This is a genomic window from Flavobacterium sp. UBA4197, assembly GCF_002379575.1.
Lineage (GTDB): Bacteria > Bacteroidota > Bacteroidia > Flavobacteriales > Flavobacteriaceae > Flavobacterium > Flavobacterium inviolabile.
The window spans coordinates 60,929-82,611 of the sequence record NZ_DFUB01000009.1 but is presented as its reverse complement, the minus strand read 5'-3'; the positions used below and the strand labels follow the sequence as shown (position 1 = coordinate 82,611).

Here is a 21,683-nt window from a genome sequence, read left to right as displayed (position 1 = left end):
TTTGTTAAAGGTTTCTTTTCATTACGGAATTATCACAGATATTCCAAAACTTTAAAAATCAAAAATTGTACCAGGACAAATTTAGAAATTGCTTACTTTAGCGAAACTAAAAAAATACCCCCAAAATGAGTAAGAAACCTTTAATATTGGTTACAAATGACGACAGTATTGTGGCACCGGGAATCAGAGCACTGATTAGTGTAATGAAAGAAATCGGGGAAGTTGTGGTAGTCGCTCCGGACAGTCCGCAATCGGCTATGGGACACGCTATCACCATCAACAATACGCTGCATGTAGAGAAAGTTACCATTGATGCCGATCTGGATACCGAATACAGCTGCTCCGGAACTCCGGTAGACTGTGTTAAAATTGCCGTTCATGAAATCCTGAAGCGCAAACCGGATTTATGCGTATCGGGCATCAACCACGGTTCTAATTCTTCTATCAATATTATTTATTCCGGAACCATGAGTGCCGCTGTAGAAGCCGGTATTGAAGGGATTCCCGCCATTGGTTTCTCATTATTGGATTTTAGCTGGAATGCCGATTTTGAGCCGGCAAAGGAATTTGTCAAAAAAATCACCCTGGAGGTTCTGGAAAAAGGCCTGCCGGACAGCGTTATTCTGAATGTGAATTTACCGAAACTTCCTGCTCAGGAAATCAAGGGAATCAAAATATGCCGTCAGGCAAAAGCCATGTGGGAAGAGCGTTTTGACAAAAGAACAAATCCGCAGGGAAAAGAGTATTACTGGCTTACCGGTGAGTTTGTCAACCAGGATAAAGGAGAAGATACAGACGAATGGGCTTTGGCCAATGGTTATATTTCCGTTGTGCCGGTTCAGTTCGACCTTACCGCACACCATGCCATCCAGCAGCTGAACACCTGGAATCTGAACAATTAAGATTAAAACGATGATGCGTACAAAAGATTTAATAATAGGATTTATAATCGGAATACTTGCCGCAGGCCTTGGCTCCTGCCTGTTCCTGTTATTGTTTACGGACATTCACACCATTCAGGGTCTGAAATTTATCCGTCAGCAAAACTTATCCGGAAAGGTCATTACCCTTGGCGCTGTTTTCAACCTGATCTCGTTCTTTTTATTATTAAAATTCCGCAAGGAAGAAATGGCACGTGGCGTCATCCTGGCCACTATCGTTTTAGCAATATTAACCGTTATCCTATAACAGTACACAGAAATCAACAAGCGATGAAATATTACATTATAGCCGGAGAAGCATCAGGCGACCTTCATGGTTCGAACTTAATGAAGCGCCTTTACCAACACGACCCAAATGCCGAAATACGTTTTTGGGGTGGCGATCTGATGCAAAAAACCGGAGGCACTTTAGTTAAACATTATCGCGACCTTGCTTTTATGGGATTTGCGGAAGTGGTTATGAATCTTAAAACGATCCTTAACAATATTAAAATATGCAAAGCCGACATACTGGCTTTTCAGCCGGACGTGCTGATATTCATTGACTATCCCGGTTTTAACATGCGCATTGCAAAATGGGCAAAAGAGCTGGGCATGAAAACCCATTATTATATTTCCCCGCAAATCTGGGCGTGGAAAGAAAACCGTATCAATGCCATCAAACGGGATGTGGATAAAATGTATGTTATTCTGCCTTTTGAAAAAGATTTTTACGAAAAGAAACACCATTTCCCGGTAGCTTTTGTAGGCCACCCGCTGATCGACGCGATTCACTATCGCGAAAAAACCGATACGGCACGATTCCGACAGGAAAACGATCTGGATGAAAAACCGATTATTGCCCTGCTGCCCGGAAGCAGAAAGCAGGAAATTTCCAAAATGCTTTCGGAAATGCTTTCTGTAGTGGATGCTTTTCCGGAATACCAGTTTGTGATCGCCGGGGCACCAAGCCAGGATTTTTCTTTTTACCAGCAATTCCTGACCAACAAAAGGGTACACTTTATTTCCAACAAAACCTACGATCTGTTAAGCGTGGCACATGCCGCCCTGGTTACTTCCGGTACGGCAACACTGGAAACTGCCTTATTTAAGGTTCCCGAAGTTGTTTTATATAAAGGAAACTGGATTTCCTACCAGATTGCCAAGCGTATTATTACCTTAAAATACATTTCGCTTGTAAATCTGATCATGGATAAAGAAGTGGTTACCGAATTGATTCAGGGCGATTGCAATCCTAAAAAAATCAAACAGGAACTCTCTAAATTATTAGAACCGAATCACCGCGCTAAGCTGTTGAAAGAATATGATTTACTGGAAGAAAAGCTTGGTGGCGAAGGCGCGAGCGAGAAAACAGCACAGTTAATTATAAATAATTTAACATAAGCCGGCGAAAATATTTCCCTATTTTTGTTCAAAAGCGATTGATCATGAGAAAGGTTATACAAGTATTCTTTTTATTATTTTTAGTGGTTTCCTGTAAATCTACAGCACCAACAATTATTACTTCTAAAAAAGAAGCCGAAAAAAAAGGACTCTATTCCTATACTCAGAAAGAAAGATCAAAAACTGTAGCTTCCTCCTCAAAATCTTCTAAAGCTGATAAAAAAGCGGAAGAAGAATCTCGGAAAACCGATCGTAAAAAACGTAAACTGGTTGAAAAAGACGAACCGGAAAACGATATTATTGTAAGCGACGGAAGCGACAGCTATATCGCAGAACAGTTAACCAATACCGCTATGGACTACCTGGGTGTTCGCTATCGCGGTGGCGGAACGACCCGTGAAGGAATGGATTGTTCCGGACTGGTAACTGCCGTATTCAGTTCTTTTGATCTATCGCTGCCCCGCAGTTCCAACGATATGGCAAAAGTGGGAGAACGACTGGAATTCAAAGACATTAAACGCGGTGACCTGGTATTTTTCAGAACCAACGGTAAGCGCATTATCAACCATGTAGGACTTGTTGTGGAAGTTGCGGAAGATGAAATTAAATTTATCCACTCTTCTACCTCCAGCGGTGTTATTATTTCTTCCACAAAAGAGCCTTATTATGAGCGTTCTTTTGTACAGGCCAACCGAATGGTGAACTAAAATAATTTTTATATACCGCTATTTTTCAATACCTTAGAATTTATGAAGGTATTGCGATATCCCATAATAGCGATTGTATTCTTTTTTGTATCGGGCATACTCTATGATTTTTACCGGAAGCCCGACACAAACAACCTGCTGCTGTTTTGCAGTGTTACCGGCTTTGTCTTCTGCCTGAGCTATTATTTTTCACAAAAAGATTTTTTACAGAAAAATTATTTCGGCTTAACGCTCTGCCTGTTTTCTTTTGCTGCCGGAAGCTTCGTGCATCATGTTCATTATGAACCGAATCACCCGCGACATTATACCCGTTATCTGAAAGAAGACTATAATGAAATCCGGGGAACACTTTCCGAACGTTTAAAACCCAACGCTTTTGCCGAAAAGTACTATTTTACCATTACCGAAATAAACCGGCACCCGGTTTTCGGAACGTTACTGCTAAACATCCCGAAAACAACTGCCATAGAACAGCCGGCCATTGGTGATGTGTTGTTGCTTAACGGTCCTGTAACCCTCATTCCCAGGGCCATTAATCCTTACCATTTTGATTATGCCGCGTATATGGAAAAGCAAAATGTGTTCCACCAGCTGCACCTGGATAGCGGTAATTTTGTAAAGACCGGCCAAAAAAGAAATTTTGATTTTTATACTGCCCGCTACCGCGACAAACTGCTTTCCGGTTTTTCCATACATCATTTCCGGCCGGAAGTGCAGCATGTTATTGACGCTTTACTTCTCGGACAGCGACAGGATATGGAAAAAGAAACATCGAGCAGTTATACCGATGCCGGCGTGGTGCATATCCTTGCCATTTCCGGACTTCATATTGCCGTTTTATACGGAATGCTGCTTTTTATAATTAAACCGCTTAAAAAGCACAAAAAGGGCAATATCCTGCAATTAGTATCCGTGCTTGCTTTTCTTTGGATCTTTGCCATACTATCCGGACTTTCGGCATCTGTTGTCCGGTCCGTGACGATGTTCAGCATCATTAGTTTCGGGCTATTCCTGAACAGGACAGCCAATATTTACAATTCGCTGGCGGTATCCGTATTGCTGTTGCTGCTGTTTAAACCGGATTTTCTTTTCGATGTTGGTTTTCAGCTGAGCTATATTGCCGTTTTCGCTATTGTCTGGCTGCAGCCATTTTACCGGAAAATAAAGTTTGGCAAAAACCGGATCCTCCATTATTTTACGGACACTGCCCTTATTTCGCTGGCCGCGCAAATTGGTGTGATGCCGCTGTGTTTGTATTACTTTAACCAGGTTCCCTCACTCTTCCTGCTGGCCAATATGGTTGTGATACCGCTTTCTACGGTTATCCTGATCCTGGGAATATTCGTCCTGGTCCTGAATTTTGTTTCTACTGCTGTTGCGGTATTTTTCGGGCGCCTGCTTTCTTTTTTAATTGAAGTGATGAATGATTATATTGCCTGGGTCGCCTCTTTTAAAGATTTTGTTATCAAAGATATTCCATTTACTTTTTTGCTGATGATCAGCCTGTACCTGAGCCTTATTTTCTTTTTGCTCTGGCTGCGAAAAAAGAGCTTTCCCCGGTTTGCCGGGTGGCTGGTCACCGTGATGATTTTGCAGTTAGTTTATATGGCGACCCTGACGAATATACGGCAGAAAGACGAACTGGTTATTTTTAACAACCGGAAGCATCCCTTGATTACTGTAAAACAAAAGGGCGGCGTTCGCGCTTTCAGCAACGACAGTTTAATTGAAGACAATTACAATCTTAAAATGTACCGTAAAGGTTTGTTTAATCCGGAAGTGCGTTGCTTTCCGTTACAGCAGCTGCTTTTTTACGGGAACCGGAAGATCCTTATTATCGATCATTCCGGGTTGTATGCTGTTGGCGGAAAACCGGATGTGATTATCCTGACGGGTTCTCCGAAAATCAATCTGGAAAGAGTTATGGCAGCCTTACAGCCGGAACTGGTTATTGCAGACGGCACCAATTATAAATCGGATGTAAAACGATGGGAGAAAAGCTGCGAAAAAACAAAAATCCCTTTTTACGCTACGAGTAAAAAGGGATTTTATAAAATTGCTAATACAAATTAACCTTTTAAATCTTTTAGCAATTCTTCAGGAGTTCTGTAACCAACAAGTGGTGCTTTTAACTCCCCTTTTTTATCTAAGATAAACATAGACGGATAGCCCTGAACCTGTAAAAACATGGTAAATTCATGAACACCGTTTCTGCCTCTTCTGTTCGGATCAAAACCCGGATTGGCATATTTTTTACCTTTATAGTTTACTTCAGAATTTCCTTCTGCATTAAATTTCACAGCATAGTAATTCTTGCTCACAAAATCGGCTACTTCTTTATCGCTAAAGGTATTTTTATCTAACATTTTGCATGGTCCGCACCAATCGGTATACACGTCCATAAAGATCGGTTTCGGATTTTTCTTTTGTGCTTTAATAGCCTCGTCAAATGTCATCCATTTGATTTCCTGTGCCTGAGCCGTTATTGCTCCAACGGTAAGGAATAACATTAATAGTATTTTTTTCATGTTCTTTTTTATTTAATATTCTTTATTATCTGATTTGCTCCTTCTAACCAAACAGCGGGACCGCCGGCAACATAACCGGAGCTTCCCAATTTTTCAAAATTAATTTTCCCGTCTTTTTCAGTGGCTTTTACAAACCATACTGTAGGATAACCGCGAACACCAAACATGTTCATTAACTGGTTGTTTGTTTGCTGTACTTCCGGTGCCAGTGCTTTTCTTCTTGGAAAATCCAACTCCACTAAAATAACATTTTCTTTTGCCCAGCTTACAAACTGCGGTTGTAAAAAAACTTCTTTCTGCAAGCGGATGCACCATCCGCACCAATCACTTCCTGTAAAAAATAAGAACAGCGGTTTCTTTTCTTTTTCCGATAACTGTACCGCTTTTTTAACATCGGTATGCCATTCTAATGTTGCCGCTTCCTGCGCATTAGCCCAAAAGCTTACCAGAACAAAAACCAATACTAATCCTATTTTTTTCATATATCAGGTCTTAATTTATTTTACGCCGTGCATTAATTTTTTCAATACCGGGTTCAACAGTATCACGATACCACCGGCCACCAACGGTACAAATGTAAAAATTAAAAAGAAGGTAGACATATCATAATCTCTCACAATATCGTCAATCATTCCTCCAACACTTGCGGCAAGCTTATTCCCGATGGCAATCGCCAGGTACCACATTCCGAACATAAAAGCAATCATCCGGCCCGGAACCAGTTTACTCACATAGGACAAGCCTACAGGAGCCAGACATAGTTCGCCAAGGGTATGCAGTAAATAGGCCAGGATAAGCCAGATCATGCTCACTCTAACCGTTCCTGCCACTGCTCCCTGCGGTATAGCCGAAGAGCCGTAAGCCAGCACTGCAAAACCAAGTCCCATGATGATTAATCCCAATCCGTATTTTACGGCAGCACTCGGGTTGTATTTGCTATCCCACCATTTTGTATATAACGATGCAAAAACAATGATAAAGAACGAATTAAGCGTACTGAACCACGAAACGGTCACTTCAGAGTTTTCACTTGTAAATTCCCGGTACAGCATCCACAAAACAATTCCCCACATTAAGCCGAAACAAACAAAAAGCGTGATGTTCGATTTTAAAATTACCGATTTGGTTTGTTTGAACAACAGTACCAATACCCAGGTAATAATCCCTAACGGAATAATCGTTAGCAAGGCATTGACCGTATTGAAAATAACCAGCGAGTTTCCATCGAGTGCCCTGTCTGTGAAATCTCTTGCAAACAACACCAAAGAAGTCGCTGCCTGTTCAAAAGACATCCAGAAGAAAACCGTGAAAAATGCAAATACGATAAACGCAAACATCCGGTCTCTTACAATTCTGTCATATCGTAAAATCCTTCCCACGATCAGGAACAGGAACAAGACCAATCCGATCAGAATAACCACTAATGGTCCGGCTAATGTTTCTTTGGAAACAATAAATTCCTGCGGTAAGATATTGATATTGCCTATTTTTGATAACGGGTCATTAAAAATAAATAAAACTCCGATAACGGATGTTAAAAGAATCAGAATTTTATCCAAAGTCGTAAAAGGGTTTCTTTTTTCGGCAGCTGCTGCCGCGGCTTCGCGTTTTTCTTTTTTCGGCACTTCCCCAATTGTTCCGAAAAGCGGTTTGGCCATCCAGAACTGCAACGTCCCTAACAGCATAAAGATTCCGGCAAGTCCGAATCCCCAGCTCCAGCCTACTTTTTCGGCCAGGTAGCCGCAAAGCATCATTCCGAAGAAGGCTCCGGCATTTACCCCCATATAAAAAATGGTATAGGCACCGTCCTTTTTCTCCGGCAGGTCTTTATACATTTCGGAGATAATGGATGTCATGTTCGGTTTAAAAAAACCGGTTCCGATTACCAGCAAAGCCAATCCGAAATACAGCATGAATTCCGTTTCTATGGCCATAGCGGCATGTCCCAGTGTCATGATTCCGGCACCGACAACTACCGCCCAGCGGTACCCGATAAAACGGTCGGCGATCATTCCGCCCAGAATAGGGGTCAGATACAGCAAACCGGCATAGGTTCCGAATAAAGCTCCGGCATTTTCACTACTCCATCCCCAACCCGGCATTGCCACTCCGGCAACAGCCATCGTTAAAAAGTTTACCAGCAGTACCCGCATTCCATAAAACGAAAAGCGTTCCCACATTTCTGTAAAAAACAGTACAAATAATCCCGAAGGATGTCCTAAAACTTTTGATTTGAAAAAATCCGGATTGGCAGATTCAGTCGACATTATAGCAATTCTATTTTAATATTATTATTTTACTTCCTGCATTAATTTTTTCACCAAAGGCGAAATGGCAATTAATACAACTCCCGCAATAAGGGCATACAGTGCCAGTTGTTTATAACCGTCTGCATAGATCGTCAGTTTTTCCAGGTTGGTGGCATGCTCCGAAGCGCTGGCAATATTAGCTCCTAATAATCCGGCAAAATACTGTCCGTAGGCACTCGCCAGGAACCACATTCCCATCAAAACTGCCTGTAGTTTCTGCGGCGAAAGTTTTGTCATGGCCGACATTCCAATCGGCGACAGACACAGCTCTCCAAAAGTAATTACAAACCATCCCAGAGTAAACAGGTCTAAAGAAGTCATCCCGTTAGCATCTGCAAAAAACTTGGTATAGTAAAACACATAAAAACCTCCGGCTAAAAACAGGAATCCTAATCCGAATTTCACTATGGTATTCGGTTCAATTTTCTTTTTAGCCATCCATAACCACACCATACCCACCAAAGCAGCAAACGTGATTACGAAAAAGGAGTTGGAAGAGTTGTTTACCCCGTTCGGATCCAGTTTCACGCCCAGAACGGTATTATTTAAATTGTTGGCTGCAAAAAGGCTCAAAGAACCACCGCTCTGTTCAAAAAATGCCCAGAAGAAAATGGAAAAGATAATGAATACCAAAGCCGCCAAAAGTTTTTTATTTTCTGCTATGGAATAATTTTTCATTTCATAGAACAGGTACAATAAAGAACACGGTCCGATGATATACATAAAAATATCGGTGTATTCTGTTTTGGAAACCATGGTCATGATAATCGGCAATATCAGTAAGGAACCGATATAAGTCGCATATTCATACATTTTTCTTTTAGACGTTTCCAGATTCAGCAATGGCGACAGTCCTATTTCGCCCAGACTTTTCTGAGTTTGTGTAAACGTCAGCAAACTGATAATCATCACAATTGATGCAAATCCGAACGCTACATTCCATCTCAGGTGTTCCGGAATAAAAGAGCTTAACATGCTTCCATTTGCCACAGCGATACAGATATAACCGCCTATCAGCGCTCCTAAATTCACTCCTGCATAAAACAGGGAGAATCCGGCATCTCTTCTGTTGTCGTCATCACGGTACAGTTTTCCGACCATCGTGGAGATATTCGGTTTGAAGAATCCGGTTCCTACAATGGTAAAGCTGATTCCGAAGAAGAAGAATTGTTTGGGATCTACCGCGAGAATAATACTTCCCACGATCATTAACAGTCCACCCCAGAAAAGGGATTTGCGGTACCCCAGAATCTTATCGGCAAACAAACCGCCGATAAAGGTAAAGGCATAAACAAAAGCCTGGGTAGCGCCATATTGCAGGTTGGCTACCGTTTCATTCATCGTTAACTGGTTCACCATAAAGATAACCAGCATCCCTCTCATTCCGTAGAAGCTAAAGCGCTCCCACATTTCACTAAAAAACAAGTACCACAATTGTTTGGGGTACTTGCCATTAAAATTCTGTATTTCCTCTAAAGTCGAGTTTGTATTCATAGTTTAATTAATTCCTTTTTCTTTCATAATCGCATTCAACCATTTCAACAGTACAAACATCATTAACGATGCCACTAATAAAAGACTGAAATTTACCCAGAAGAAATCTGTTTTATCTTCATAAGTATCCCACATACTGGCTAATACTCCACTTAGTTTATTTCCGATAGATGTTGCCAAAAACCAGCCGCCCATCATTAACGAGGTAATGTTCGTAGGACTCAGTTTGGACACTACCGATAGTCCCATAGGGCTTAAGAATAATTCTCCGATGGTAATAATGCCATAATTGGCAACCAGCCACCAAACACTTACTTTTTCGGTTCCGTTGTTCCCCATTTTTACCGCGGCTATCATTACCAGTACCGATAAGGCGGAGATCAATAATCCGAAAGCAATTTTGGTTGGTGTTGACGGTTCTTTTTTACGGTTTCTTAAAAAGGTAAAGAATGCAACCACTAACGGTGTTAAAATAATAACCCATCCCGGATTTATGGACTGACTTAAGTTGGTCGCCCACAAGCTTACTGTGGAACCTTCCTGAGGCAGTTTTTCCGGTGCTACATTTCTAAAATATAACGGATAGCTTACTTCTTTTTTGACTACGCCGTTTTCTTTTTGCAGTCGGAACTGGTCGTCATATAATTCAACAGAGTCTTTTTTAAATTCAACCTGCTTCGCCAGTTTCAATCCGTTAAACACATTTGCGGTTGTTTCGGTTGTCTGTCTGTCGGTATAACGGTCTGCCCAGGTAGTCAGTGCCGATCCGTTTAATTTGAATACTGCCCAGAACAGGATTACCACACCAAAAATTGCTAAAAGTGCTGCAATTGGTCTTTTGTCCTCTGTTTTTGCTTTGAAATACAAACTGGCATAAAATAATACAACCGGAATACACGCAAAGATAAAGGCATCGGTACTGTCGGAACCGAAGATATAGCTATCCGGATTCGTATCGGAAGCCACGCCTTTCAACAACCAGCCAATTACGCCAAATACCGCAGACGGTACCAGGATGAACAGTATAATTTTCCAGAACGGCATGTCGCCTTCCTGTACTCCTTTTTTCTGATCGTAACCTACATAGTGTTTGGTTCCGGACATGAATATCAATACTCCGATAAACATTCCCACTCCGGCAGCCATAAAAGCCCAATGCCACCCTAAAAGGATCTGCAAAGCAGCACCAAAGAAGTTACAGATAAAAGCACCTACATTAATTCCCATATAGAAAATATTGTAGCCTTCGTCCTTTTTGTCTTTGTATTCTTCTTTGGAATAGAAGTTTCCTAATAAGGTCGAGATATTCGGTTTAAAGAAACCGTTCCCTAAAATAACCAGTGTCATGGCTATATATAAGACGGTAATGGAGTGTACTCCCATCAGGAAGTACCCTATTCCCATTAATATTCCGCCTATGATAATTGATTTTCTGTAACCTAAGTAGCGGTCTGCTACCAATCCACCTATAAATGGAGTAAGAAATACTAAAGCAATAAAAGTTCCGTATAAATCAGAAGCTTCTTTTTCGGTCATTGCAAAGCCGGCTTCTACATCTTTTAAATACAATGTAAAAATTCCGATCATTAAATAGTAGCCGAAACGTTCCCACATTTCTGACAAGAATAAAAACGGTAAAGCTTTGGGATGTTTATTCCACATATATTGTTATTTAAGCATTAAAATTATTTTACTCCGTGCATCATTTTCTTAAGAACCGGAGTTAATAAGAATAAAACAACAGATGCAGCACCACACAATATCACAAATACCATAAAGAATTCGAATAGGTTGTGGATCTCAAATCCGGCAAAAACACGGTATTGTGCGCTGATTTGATTGTCTGCTAATAATTTTAACTGCTCAGCCGTTGGTGTAACGGTTTTATCCAACACTGCCTGAAGGTCGATTCCAAGCTCCTCTGCTTTTTTGAATTTGTCTCCGGTAGCCGGTAAAATAGATCCTAATGTACCTGCTAAAGCATATCCTGAAGCATTTGACAGGAAGAATACACCGTATAATAATGATGCAAAACGTTTTGGCGATAATTTCCCTACCAATGATAGTCCGATTGGTGATAAACACAATTCCCCACACGTCTGGATCAGGTATAATAAGATTAACCATTTGATGGCTAACAATCCGCTGTTTCCTAAATCTTTTACATTGTAAGCAATGATAAAATAACTCACTGCGATCAGCATTAATCCGAAAGCCTGTTTCATTGGCGAAATCGGCTCGTTTCCTTTTGCTCTTAATTTATCCCATAGGATACTGAACGGTACTGCAAGCATCACCACGAATAAACCGTTGAAGATCTGCACCATTGACGGCGGCATCTGCCATCCGAAGAAGTTTCTGTCGGTCTGGTTATCGGCAATAAAGGTTAACGAAGAACCTGCCTGTTCGAAAGCAGCCCAGAAGAAGATCACGAAGAAAGAAACAATATAGATTACTAAAATTCTGTCTCTTTCAATTTTAGTTAATGATTTATCCGATAAAATCAATCCTGCCAATGTTAAACCACTGGAATAGATTAACGAGTAAATTACGTTTTGTCCAAATACATAATGGAAGAAAAATCCTAATCCAACAAATGCAATAACGGCAATGATTAATGACAGGGAAGAGAATTCTGCTTTTTGCGCTTCTCCTTCTTCAAAGTCAGCCGCATTATGTCCTGAAGGCAATCCTCCTAAAGGTTTTCCTTCCGGCGTTACCACATATTTGTTTTTAAGGAAGAAGAATACTGCGGTACCAATTGTCATTGCTAATGCAGCCGCAAGGAATCCCCATTTAAACGCATGAATATCTCTCATTCCGCCTGCATCCTTAACGTCACCAACAATAGGACAGATAAATTGTCCTAAAAATGCTCCGATGTTGATTCCCATGTAGAAAATCGTAAAAGCCGTATCCAATTTGCTTTTTTCTTCTTTTGGATACAAACTTCCCACCATACTGGAAATATTCGGTTTGAAGAATCCGTTACCGAAAATAATAACACCTAATGCAGCATACATCAATGTTTTTGCCAACTCTAAGTTAGACGGGAATACGGTTGCACTGGTAAAAAGCAATAACTGTCCGATAGCCATTAAAGACCCGCCCAGCATGATACAGTTTCTGTTTCCTAAAAATCTGTCGGAGATAAAACCGCCCAACATTGGTGTCAGATAGCATAAACCAAGAAATCCACCATAAATTAAGGAAGCTTCCTCTTCTTTCATCATTAACGAGTTAACCAGGAATAAGGTTAACAATGCTCTCATTCCATAGAAGTTGAACCGCTCCCACATTTCGGTTCCGAATAATACCCAAAGTCCTTTTGGATGTCCTTGTTTTACTGTCTTTTCGCTCATTTGTATTGTTTTTGGTTTTTTGGTTTGGTTTTATATTATAACTTTTCTTTGATAAAGTTGGTCATTTTAGTGTACAACTGCAAACGTGTTTTCCCACCGTAGATACCGTGATTTTTATCCGGATAAATTGCCCAGTCAAATTGTTTGTTTGCCTGTACCAAAGCTTCTACCATTTTCATGGTATTTTGTACATGCACATTATCATCGGCAGTTCCGTGAACCAAAAGGAAGTTTCCTTTTAGTTTGCTCACATGGTTAATAGGTGAATTGTTGTCATATCCTGAGGCATTCTCCTGAGGCGTCTGCATATATCTTTCTGTATAAACACTGTCATAATATCTCCAGCTGGTAACCGGTGCAACGGCAATAGCCATTTTGAAAGTATCACTTCCCTGGAAAATACAGTTGGACGACATGAATCCACCGTAGCTCCATCCAAAAATACCGATTCTGGTTTTGTCTACATAAGCATAGTTTCCAATTACTTTTGCAGCATCAATCTGATCTTCTACTTCAAATTTACCCAGTTCTTTGTAGGTGCATTTTTTAAATTCTGCTCCTTTAAAACCGGTTCCGCGTCCGTCCACACAAGCCACAATATAGCCTTGCTGGGTTAACATCATAAACCAATAATCATCCGTTCCGTTCCAGTCGTTGTTTACCTGCTGGGAACCCGGTCCAGAATACTGGTACATGAATACCGGATATTTTTTATTCGGGTCAAAGTCTTTTGGTTTGATTATCCAGGCATTCAGCTGGTTTCCTTTTTCTGTTGTTAAAACAAAAAATTCTTTTGTTGGCAAATCATATTTCGCCAGTTTGCTTTCCAGAGCTTCGTTGGATACGATCGTTTTAACAAGCTTACCGGTTTTTGTTTCGTGCAGCGTGTGTTTCGGTGCATTTTTAGCACTCGAAAAAGAGTTGATGAAGTATTCGAAGTTCGGGCTGAAAGTAGCGCTGTTTGTTCCGGTTAGTTCCGTTAAACGCTTTTTGTCTTTTCCGGTTAGTTTAACACTGTAAACGTCTCTGTTAATCGACCCGTTTTCTGTAGACTGGTAGAAAATGGTTCCGGTTTTTTCATTAAATCCGTAGTAGTTGGTTACTTCCCAGTTTCCTTTTGTTATCTGGTTAATCAGTTTTCCGGTTTTAGCGTAGTGATAGATCTGGTTGAATCCGTCTTTTTCGCTTGTCCAGATAAAACTGTTGTCTTTTAAGAACGTTAAATTGTCCGTTACATCCACATAGGCTTTATCTTTCTCATTCAGCACCACTTTTGCCGTTGCCGAATTTCCGTCAACAAACAATAGATCCAGATTGTTCTGGTGTCTGTTCAGTATCTGGGCACTTAACGTATTGGCCTCATTGGTCCATTTGATACGGGCAATATAGAAATCGTTATAGTTATCTAAGTTTACTTTTTTAGTTGTTCCCGATTTTACATCGTAGATGTGTAAGGAAACCACTGCATTCTTCTCTCCTGCTTTCGGATATTTAAAAACATCCTGCGTTGGGTATAATCCCTGGTTGTACATATCCATGGAGAATTCCGGAACCTCTGTTTCATCAAAACGGATAAATCCGATTTTATCACTTCCGGCATTCCAGTCGAAAGCACGCACAAAAGAGAATTCTTCTTCATATACCCAATCCGTAATACCGTTGATGATATGATTTTTCTTTCCGTCTTTTGTGATCTGAGTGTGTTTTTTAGTTGCCAGGTCATATACATACAGGTTGTTTCCGTAAGCATATCCGATTTTAGTTCCGTCCGGAGAGAAAGTAGGCTCCTGTACTTTATAATCGGCAAGTTTGGTTAGTGTTTTTGCAGCAGTATCGTAGATAAAATAATATGCTACGAAGGAATGACGAAAAATCTGATCGGAATTGTTTGCAATTAAAATTTTCTTTTCGTCGGCATTGAACGTATAGCTGTCAATTCCCTGTAATTCTTTGAAGTCTTTAGAATCAATTAATGTCGCAACTTTGTTTAAAGTCGCAAAATCATACAAATCTATTTGTGATGATTTTGTACTCCGGTCAAAATTAAGTACAGTATACTGATTAGTATTCTTCATGGCTTCTAAAGCAGTCATTCCCTGCGTCCTGAAAGCCCCACCCCAAATCTCTTCTAAGGTGATTTTTTGCTGAGCAACTACTGATAATGAAGTCAGTAACAACAAAAATAACGATTTTTTAAAGTGTTTCATTTTGTCAAATGGTAAAAAACTTCCAATTTTAGTGAAAATTTATCAATTAGCCATAACTTATTGTGTTAAAAGCAAAATTTCAATTCCATTTTGAGTGCTATATTTTAAGATTTTACAATTATATTTCCTTCAAAAAAGCCTTCTGAAAATTATCTTCAATTGCATTATCGAAATCATATCTTTGCAGTAGAATTCAAGAAGAAGAAAAAATGACGAAAGCTATTGCTGGATTTTCGAAGTTATCGAAAGACGAAAAAATAAACTGGATTGCCAATACCCATTTTGCCAATCCTGAACATGCGAAACAGATCATTACCCAATATTGGAATTCCGATGCTGCTTTACAAAAGCTTCACGATGAATTTATCGAGAATACCATTTCCAATTTTTATCTTCCGCTGGGCGTGGCGCCAAATTTCCTGATTAACGGGAAAAACACAACGATCCCGATGGCCATCGAAGAGAGCTCTGTTGTGGCTGCCGCTGCAAAAGCAGCAAAATTCTGGTCTAACCGCGGTGGTTTTAAAACTACGGTATTGAACACCGAAAAAATAGGCCAGGTTCATTTTATCTATAAAGGAGATACCCAAAAACTGAAAACTTTCTTTCAGGATATCAAACCAAAATTCTTTTCCGACACCGAAAGCATTACCAAAAACATGCAAAAACGGGGCGGCGGAATTTTAGACATCGTCCTGCGCGACAAAACAGCCGAACTGGAACATTATTTCCAGCTGCATGCTACTTTTAACACCAAAGACAGCATGGGAGCCAATTTTATCAACTCCTGCCTGGAACAGTTTGCCAAAACCTTAAAAGAAGAAGCGCTAACGTATGCTTTATTTTCGGAAACCGAAAAACAGCTTCAGGTTGTGATGAGCATCTTGTCCAATTACGTACCGAACTGCATTGTTCGTGCCGAAGTGTCCTGTCCGGTTTCGGATCTGAAAGAAGACAAACACATTTCGCAGGAAGAGTTTGCCGAAAAATTTATCCGTGCCGTACAGATCGCCGAAATCGAGCCTTACCGTGCGGTTACCCACAATAAAGGGATCATGAATGGTATTGATGCGGTTGTAATTGCCACCGGAAACGATTTCCGTGCGGTGGAAGCCGGCGTTCATGCGTATGCTTCCCGAAACGGAAAATACAGCAGCCTTTCGCATGCCAAAGTTGAAAACGGGATTTTTACCTTCTGGATGGAAATTCCACTGGCTTTGGGAACCGTTGGCGGTTTAACCGGATTGCATCCGCTAGTAAAGGTAGCGCTGGAATTATTAGGAAATCCTACTGCCGAAGAACTAATGCAGGTGGTCGCTGTTGCCGGACTGGCACAAAATTTTGCCGCTTTGCGTTCCTTAACAACTACCGGAATCCAACAGGGGCACATGAAAATGCACCTGATGAATATTTTAAACCAGTTTAATGCTACCGAAGCAGAACGTCAAAACGTAGTCGCTCATTTTGAGCACCATACGGTTAGTCATTCTGCCGTAGTGGATTATTTAGCACAACTAAGATCATAATTACTTTGAAAAAAACTTTTTACAGTAACGGAAAGCTTTTGCTCACCGCAGAATATATGGTGCTCGATGGCGCAACAGCCATTGCTTTGCCTACAAAATTCGGGCAGTACCTTCAAATTGAAGACGGTAAAAAGCAAACGATTTCCTGGAAAAGCTACGACAACGATTCGAGCGTGTGGTTTGAAGATGATATTTCATTTGAAAGCATTATCCGGAAAGAGCATGCCGGTACAGAAGCGGGTATTAAAAACACGCTTATTGACATACTGCATGAAGCGAACATCCTGAATCCGGATTTCCTGAACGATGCAAACGGCTATACCATTACCACTACGCTTACATTTCCGCGTTTGTGGGGATTAGGCACTTCTTCAACCCTGATTAACAATATTGCCCAATGGCTCAACATTGACGCTTACAAGCTGCTGGAAGCCAGTTTTGGCGGAAGCGGATATGATATTGCCTGCGCACAGCACAATACGCCTATTTTATACCGGCTGGATTCCGATAAAGCACCGGTCGTTACTGCGCTGGATTTTAATCCGGACTTTACCGGTAACCTGTACTTTGTGTATCTCAACCACAAGCAAAGCAGTAAATCGGCTATCATGAGCTATTACAACAAACAGCACCGGATTGACACGATGATCCCTAAAATTGACGCTATTACAACGGCTATAGCTGCCACTAACGATTTGCAGCAATTTGGAACGCTGCTTGAAAAACACGAGATCCTGCTGAGTGATATTTTAGAAATGGAAACGGTAAAAGAACGTTTCTTCTATGATTTTAAAGGTATCCTTAAAAGTCTTGGCGCCTGGGGCGGCGATTTTGTGTTGGCGGTTTCCAAAAACAATCCGGAAGAGTATTTTAAAGACAAAGGTTTTCCGGTTATCATTCCTTATTCTGAAATGATTTTATAAAAAAACAAACCATAAAAAAAGGCATCCGATCGGATGCCTTTTTTGTATATGCTTATTTGACTATTGCAGATTCGCTCTTTCGTCTTCGATTTTTGCAGCAGCTTTAAGTGCAGCAGTAACTCTGTAAGTAGAAGCTCCCTGTGTTTGTGTCTTGATCTTAGTGATATAAGAAGAGTAGTTTGGTAAAGCCGGAGCTTTTACTACATCTTTTGTTCTGATCATGAAAACAGCCATTTGTCCTTCGATTAATTTTGACGTTTTACCGTTTCCTAATCCAAATGCCGTACCAACAACTTTTGGCTCCTGACCGATATTTGGAATACTTGGGTTATCAAGTGTTACATTAGTAGCCAGTCCAACAGTTGCGCCCGATTTCTGAGCTACTGCTTCTAAAGTAGAACCTGTCATTTTAGCTTTGATCAATTCTGCTTTTTTCTGGTTTCTTAAGATTGGCGCTACCACTTGTTTTGCTTCTTCTAAACCAATGAAACCTGTTTCGTTTTTAGTTTTCAATTTCGCAATGATGTGTCCTTCCAAGTTGTCAAATTTCTTAACCGCTCCTTCTTTAGTATCTTTATTGAAAGCCCAAAGTACGATTTGTCTTTGATTTTGAATTCCCGGTAAGCTTTCGTCTGTAGCTTTAACGTTCATAGCCGGTACTACCGCTAATCCCATTTCTTTAGCTACTTTGTCAAAATCTTTATCAGCAGCTTCTGCTTCTAATTTTGTAGCTTTTACGTAAATCGCATCAGCAGTTGCCTCAGACGGCTCGATTTTTTGTGCAATTGTCGCTAAACGAACCGCATCATATTTATCGGTAATTTTGATAACGTGGTATCCGTATTCTGTTTCAACCAATCCGATTTTTCCAACCGGGTTGTTGAAAACGAAATCGTTGAATGTTTTTACCATTTGTCCCGGTCTGATGTTGTCATACTCACCACCTGTTTGTTTAGAACCCGGATCATCTGTATTGGTCATCGCCAACATTGCAAAGTTTGCAGGATTAGCCAAAGCTTGTTTTAACAAGTCTTCTGCTTTTGCTTTTGCTTCTTCTTTAGTTCTTGTAATACCTGGCATTTTACCGGCAAATCCTACTAAAATGTGGCTTGCTTTTGCAGTAGCATTTCCTTTTCTTCCCATCATTTTAGAAAGACAGTAGTAACCGTCATGAATGTATGGTCCGAAAACTTCTCCAACCGGAAGGTTGAATAATTGCTCCTGGTTTTCTAAAGGAAGGTCTTTTTTAGCTACATAAGAAGAATCGAATTTTACATCCGAATTTGCATTTACAAACTCTTCTACGTTTTTAGCACCTTTGAATCCAGGTAAAGTATCGTTAGTACCTGTTTTTTCATTGTAAACCACTTTACCTGATAATAATCCGGTAATTGTTGTTTTCATTTCAGCCTCATCTTCTTTTGAAGGTTTGTTTTCAAAGAAAACATACTCTACTTCACGAGAAAAGTCTGATTTATATTTTTTGCTGTTTTTCTTAACATAATCCATGATTTCAGTATCAGAAACTTTCACCTGATCGTCATTGATTGTTGTATAAGGAACGGCTACATAATCAAAGTTAACTTTGTTATTTTCTCTTCCGTAAGCTTCTTTACCGTCATTTTTAGTAACTACAAGACCAGCTTTGATCATAGTATAGTACATTTGCTCGGTTGCCATCTGCTCCAATTGTTTCTCATAATCCAACCAGTTTTTCCACTGATCCGGCTGAGACGAACGGATGCTCGCTACGAATTCGTTGAATTTATTATTATCAAATTGACCGGCAGCATTTAAGAATCTTGGATCCTGTGCGAAATTCGGGTTTTGTTTGATAACATTAACCATTTGGTCTTTTCCGATTTTCAATCCTAATTTTTCAAATTCAGCACCTAGAAGGATTTGCTTAACTTCCTGATCCCAAACTCCGTTTGAAGCTTGCGTATTCGTAATTCCCTGACCGTTTTTTTCGGCCATTGCTACTTTCTGCAAAAATTCCTGAGCTGAGATATCTACTCCATTAACACTCCCCACGTTACGTGAACTTTGTCTAAACCCTCCGCTGTTGATAACGTCACCAACTACGAATGCTAACAAACAAAATCCGATAACCCCAATTAAAAGAATCGAACGTTGTCTAATTTTTGATAAAACTGCCATCTTATATGATTATTTTTTTTATTCAGTGGGCGAAAATACAATTATCTATTTAATAATAAAAGATGTGTCGCTATATTTTCAATTATTTTTACTTTTTTATTGGGATATTTCTTTATTCCCGGATGCGAACCTCAATTAGTTCAATTTTTTTATTGGATGCTTCCCGAATCAGTATTTTAAAATTGTGCAGGTTCAATTCCTGTCCTTCCTGCGGGATTTCCTTTGTAGCATGCACGATAAAGCCTCCCAGGGTAACATAGGAATCGCTCTCCGGAATTTTCAGACTGTATTTCTGATTAACGTATTCTACGTTTAACCGGGCCGAAAATAAATAGGAATTATCTTTTCTTTTTTCTTCGATCAATTCTTCCAGATCGTGCTCGTCTTCGATTTCACCAAAAAGCTCTTCTATGATATCTTCCACGGTAACGATACCCGACGTGCCGCCATATTCGTCCATTACTACCGCCATACTTTTCCGTTTCTTGGTCAGTATATCCAGAACTTCCTTTATTAAAACCGTTTCCGGCACATATTCTATAGGGATCATGACGGTTTTAATATCCACCGGTTTTTTAAAAAGTTCAAAAGAGTGCACATATCCTACCACATTGTCCAGGGTATCGTTATAGACCACGATCTTGGAATATCCGGTTTCGATAAACAGTTCTCTTAATTCGCTAACCGGGTCTTCAATTTCCACTGCCGAAATCTCCGTTCTGGGCGTCATAATATCACGAACTTTTAAATCGGAAAATTCCAGAGCATTCTGAAATATCTGTATTTCGGTATCTATTTCCTCCTGGTTTTCGGCCGCATTCATCTGCTCGCTGATATAGGTTCCCAGTTCGCCTTTATTAAAAGACAGCTGTTCTTTATCGCTTTCCAGTTTAAAAATACAAACGATTACTTTATCGGCTATGCCGACAATAATTTTTGAAATCCCGGAAAAAAGCAGGTAAAATCCATAGGCCGGCAGTGCCAGTACTTTTATTAAGGTATTCGGGTAAATCTGAAAGATCACTTTGGGCAAAAAACTGGAAGTAAGCAAAATCAGCAGTGTTGCAATCACCACCTGCATTATGAGCATTACAAAAGGAGTGAATGCCACGCCCTGCTCCCGCAGCAGCTGAACCACAAGTGCACTGGAAAAATAACCGTAAATAGAAAAAACAACACTCTTGCCCAACAGCATCGAGGCGATGAATCGGGACGGTTTTTCGGTTAGTCTGGACAGTATTTTCGAGAAAAAGGTATTTTGTTTTTTCTCAATGCTCAGATAGACTTTATTGGAAGCGATATAAGCGATTTCCATTCCAGAAAAGAAGGCGGAAAGTATTAAACAGCTTATGATTATCGCAATTTCCATATACTTGTTTTTTTGGGGTACTACCTTTTCATTTTATCGGAGAAATGGCGTCTGAAGAAGAACATAAAAAGTGCCGCTGCCGCAAAAAGAAAACTGATGATATAATTTTCTCCTGCCTGTAATTGCGTTACACCTTCATAAATAAACAATACTGCAACAACGATATACAGATAATGAACATATTTTAAAACTCCCATAATTTATTCCAATTTTGATATTTCTCCTCTATTCTGTTGGGCATTCATAACCGAAAAATCTTTACTAAAATCGATTCCTTTTCCTTCCAGATAACTATTGGCATCTGTAAATTTAAAGTATTTCTCGGTAAAAAACCATTCATTTTTCTGATCGTAATACAATTGTTCCGTCTGCAGTACTTTACCGTCGCTGGATGTAATTTTCACATGCCCCTGCAAATCAATAATATCTGTTTTGGCATAGGTAATGGCATAATCCGACTCCACATAGCTTTTTTGTGCTTTTTCATCAAAAAGCGTTACAAACACTCCTTTTGGAAATTCGGTATAAGGATATTTTAAATTTGAGAAATCCAGCAGCTTCGGACTTACCAATATCGCTTTTATCTTTCCGGAATCGGTATATTTCAAATTAACGTTTTCCGCTTCACCAATGGGAGAAAACGGAACGGCATTAATTCGCTGTACCTCTTTGAAATTGCTTTCGCATGAAAAAAACAGAGTCACAGCAAGAACTGTGACTACATGTAAAAGATATTTTTTAGACTTGACCTTCATCGTCTTACAATCAGGTTAT

18 protein-coding genes are annotated in these 21,683 nt (G+C 40.1%); 7 read left to right on the top strand and 11 right to left on the bottom strand.

Annotation, left to right across the window (positions count from 1 at the left end; all coding sequences use genetic code 11):
* Nucleotides 1-125 precede the first annotated feature (125 nt).
* From surE to B3394_RS05110, 5 genes are read left to right on the top strand one after another with little or no spacing between them, the layout of a single operon-like run.
* Nucleotides 126-902: a 5'/3'-nucleotidase SurE gene (surE, locus tag B3394_RS05130; RefSeq protein ID WP_177730081.1), complete on the top strand. Its 777-nt coding sequence runs from the start codon at nucleotides 126-128 to the stop codon at nucleotides 900-902.
* 10 nt (nucleotides 903-912) lie between these two features.
* Nucleotides 913-1,188: a hypothetical protein gene (locus B3394_RS05125; protein ID WP_246297018.1), complete on the top strand. Its 276-nt coding sequence runs from the start codon at nucleotides 913-915 to the stop codon at nucleotides 1,186-1,188.
* Between the two features lie 23 nt (nucleotides 1,189-1,211).
* On the top strand, nucleotides 1,212-2,324 hold the full coding sequence (gene lpxB / locus B3394_RS05120) for a lipid-A-disaccharide synthase (RefSeq protein WP_273245022.1): 1,113 nt from the start codon (nucleotides 1,212-1,214) through the stop codon (nucleotides 2,322-2,324).
* Nucleotides 2,325-2,368: 44 nt separating this feature from the next.
* Complete coding sequence (locus B3394_RS05115; RefSeq protein WP_286913782.1) at nucleotides 2,369-3,031, top strand: C40 family peptidase; 663 nt, start codon at nucleotides 2,369-2,371, stop codon at nucleotides 3,029-3,031.
* A 42-nt stretch (nucleotides 3,032-3,073) separates the two neighbouring features.
* On the top strand, nucleotides 3,074-5,104 hold the full coding sequence (locus B3394_RS05110) for a ComEC/Rec2 family competence protein (RefSeq protein ID WP_286913772.1): 2,031 nt from the start codon (nucleotides 3,074-3,076) through the stop codon (nucleotides 5,102-5,104).
* On the opposite strand, the gene B3394_RS05105 is transcribed toward B3394_RS05110, so the two are convergent.
* Genes B3394_RS05105 through B3394_RS05075 form a run of 7 tightly spaced genes read right to left on the bottom strand, consistent with a single transcriptional unit; the run spans nucleotide 5,101 to nucleotide 14,931 of the window.
* Nucleotides 5,101-5,559 carry a thioredoxin family protein gene (locus B3394_RS05105; protein WP_177730085.1) on the bottom strand — a complete coding sequence of 153 codons (459 nt, stop codon included), beginning with the start codon at nucleotides 5,557-5,559 and terminating at the stop codon, nucleotides 5,101-5,103. The genes B3394_RS05110 and B3394_RS05105 overlap by 4 nt on opposite strands.
* Nucleotides 5,560-5,567: 8 nt before the next feature.
* The gene (locus B3394_RS05100; protein WP_177730086.1) at nucleotides 5,568-6,041 is read right to left on the bottom strand and encodes a thioredoxin family protein; all 474 of its coding nucleotides are present in this window, start codon (nucleotides 6,039-6,041) and stop codon (nucleotides 5,568-5,570) included.
* Nucleotides 6,042-6,056: 15 nt separating this feature from the next.
* Entirely contained in the window at nucleotides 6,057-7,826 is a 1,770-nt protein-coding gene (locus tag B3394_RS05095) for a peptide MFS transporter (RefSeq protein ID WP_273245014.1), read from the bottom strand.
* Nucleotides 7,827-7,850: 24 nt separating this feature from the next.
* The gene (locus tag B3394_RS05090; RefSeq protein WP_286913763.1) at nucleotides 7,851-9,362 is read right to left on the bottom strand and encodes a peptide MFS transporter; all 1,512 of its coding nucleotides are present in this window, start codon (nucleotides 9,360-9,362) and stop codon (nucleotides 7,851-7,853) included.
* Nucleotides 9,363-9,365: 3 nt separating this feature from the next.
* Nucleotides 9,366-11,024: a peptide MFS transporter gene (locus B3394_RS05085; RefSeq protein WP_286913758.1), complete on the bottom strand. Its 1,659-nt coding sequence runs from the start codon at nucleotides 11,022-11,024 to the stop codon at nucleotides 9,366-9,368.
* Between the two features lie 23 nt (nucleotides 11,025-11,047).
* Nucleotides 11,048-12,724, bottom strand: coding sequence for a peptide MFS transporter (locus tag B3394_RS05080; protein ID WP_286913756.1), 1,677 nt, complete (start codon nucleotides 12,722-12,724; stop codon nucleotides 11,048-11,050).
* 35 nt (nucleotides 12,725-12,759) lie between these two features.
* Nucleotides 12,760-14,931: a S9 family peptidase gene (locus B3394_RS05075; protein ID WP_286913752.1), complete on the bottom strand. Its 2,172-nt coding sequence runs from the start codon at nucleotides 14,929-14,931 to the stop codon at nucleotides 12,760-12,762.
* A gap of 209 nt (nucleotides 14,932-15,140) precedes the next feature.
* Here B3394_RS05075 and B3394_RS05070 point away from each other — a divergent pair, with 209 nt between their 5' ends.
* Nucleotides 15,141-16,457 (top strand): hydroxymethylglutaryl-CoA reductase, degradative, encoded by a 1,317-nt coding sequence (locus B3394_RS05070; RefSeq protein WP_177730092.1) that lies wholly within the window; start codon nucleotides 15,141-15,143, stop codon nucleotides 16,455-16,457.
* Nucleotides 16,458-16,462: 5 nt separating this feature from the next.
* Entirely contained in the window at nucleotides 16,463-17,380 is a 918-nt protein-coding gene (locus tag B3394_RS05065) for a GYDIA family GHMP kinase (RefSeq protein WP_286913747.1), read from the top strand.
* 60 nt (nucleotides 17,381-17,440) lie between these two features.
* Here B3394_RS05065 and B3394_RS05060 read toward each other — a convergent pair whose 3' ends face one another.
* The 4 genes from B3394_RS05060 to lptC all read right to left on the bottom strand — a co-directional run bounded on the left by B3394_RS05060 (nucleotide 17,441) and on the right by lptC (nucleotide 21,664).
* Nucleotides 17,441-19,540, bottom strand: a complete 2,100-nt coding sequence (locus B3394_RS05060; protein WP_177730094.1) for a peptidylprolyl isomerase — start codon at nucleotides 19,538-19,540, stop codon at nucleotides 17,441-17,443.
* Between the two features lie 112 nt (nucleotides 19,541-19,652).
* A complete protein-coding gene (locus B3394_RS05055) occupies nucleotides 19,653-20,909 on the bottom strand; it encodes a hemolysin family protein (protein WP_286913745.1) in 1,257 nt (418 codons plus the stop codon).
* A 20-nt stretch (nucleotides 20,910-20,929) separates the two neighbouring features.
* Complete coding sequence (locus tag B3394_RS05050) at nucleotides 20,930-21,106, bottom strand: hypothetical protein (protein WP_177730096.1); 177 nt, start codon at nucleotides 21,104-21,106, stop codon at nucleotides 20,930-20,932.
* Between the two features lie 3 nt (nucleotides 21,107-21,109).
* Nucleotides 21,110-21,664, bottom strand: a complete 555-nt coding sequence (lptC, locus tag B3394_RS05045; protein WP_177730097.1) for an LPS export ABC transporter periplasmic protein LptC — start codon at nucleotides 21,662-21,664, stop codon at nucleotides 21,110-21,112.
* Nucleotides 21,665-21,683: the final 19 nt, after the last annotated feature.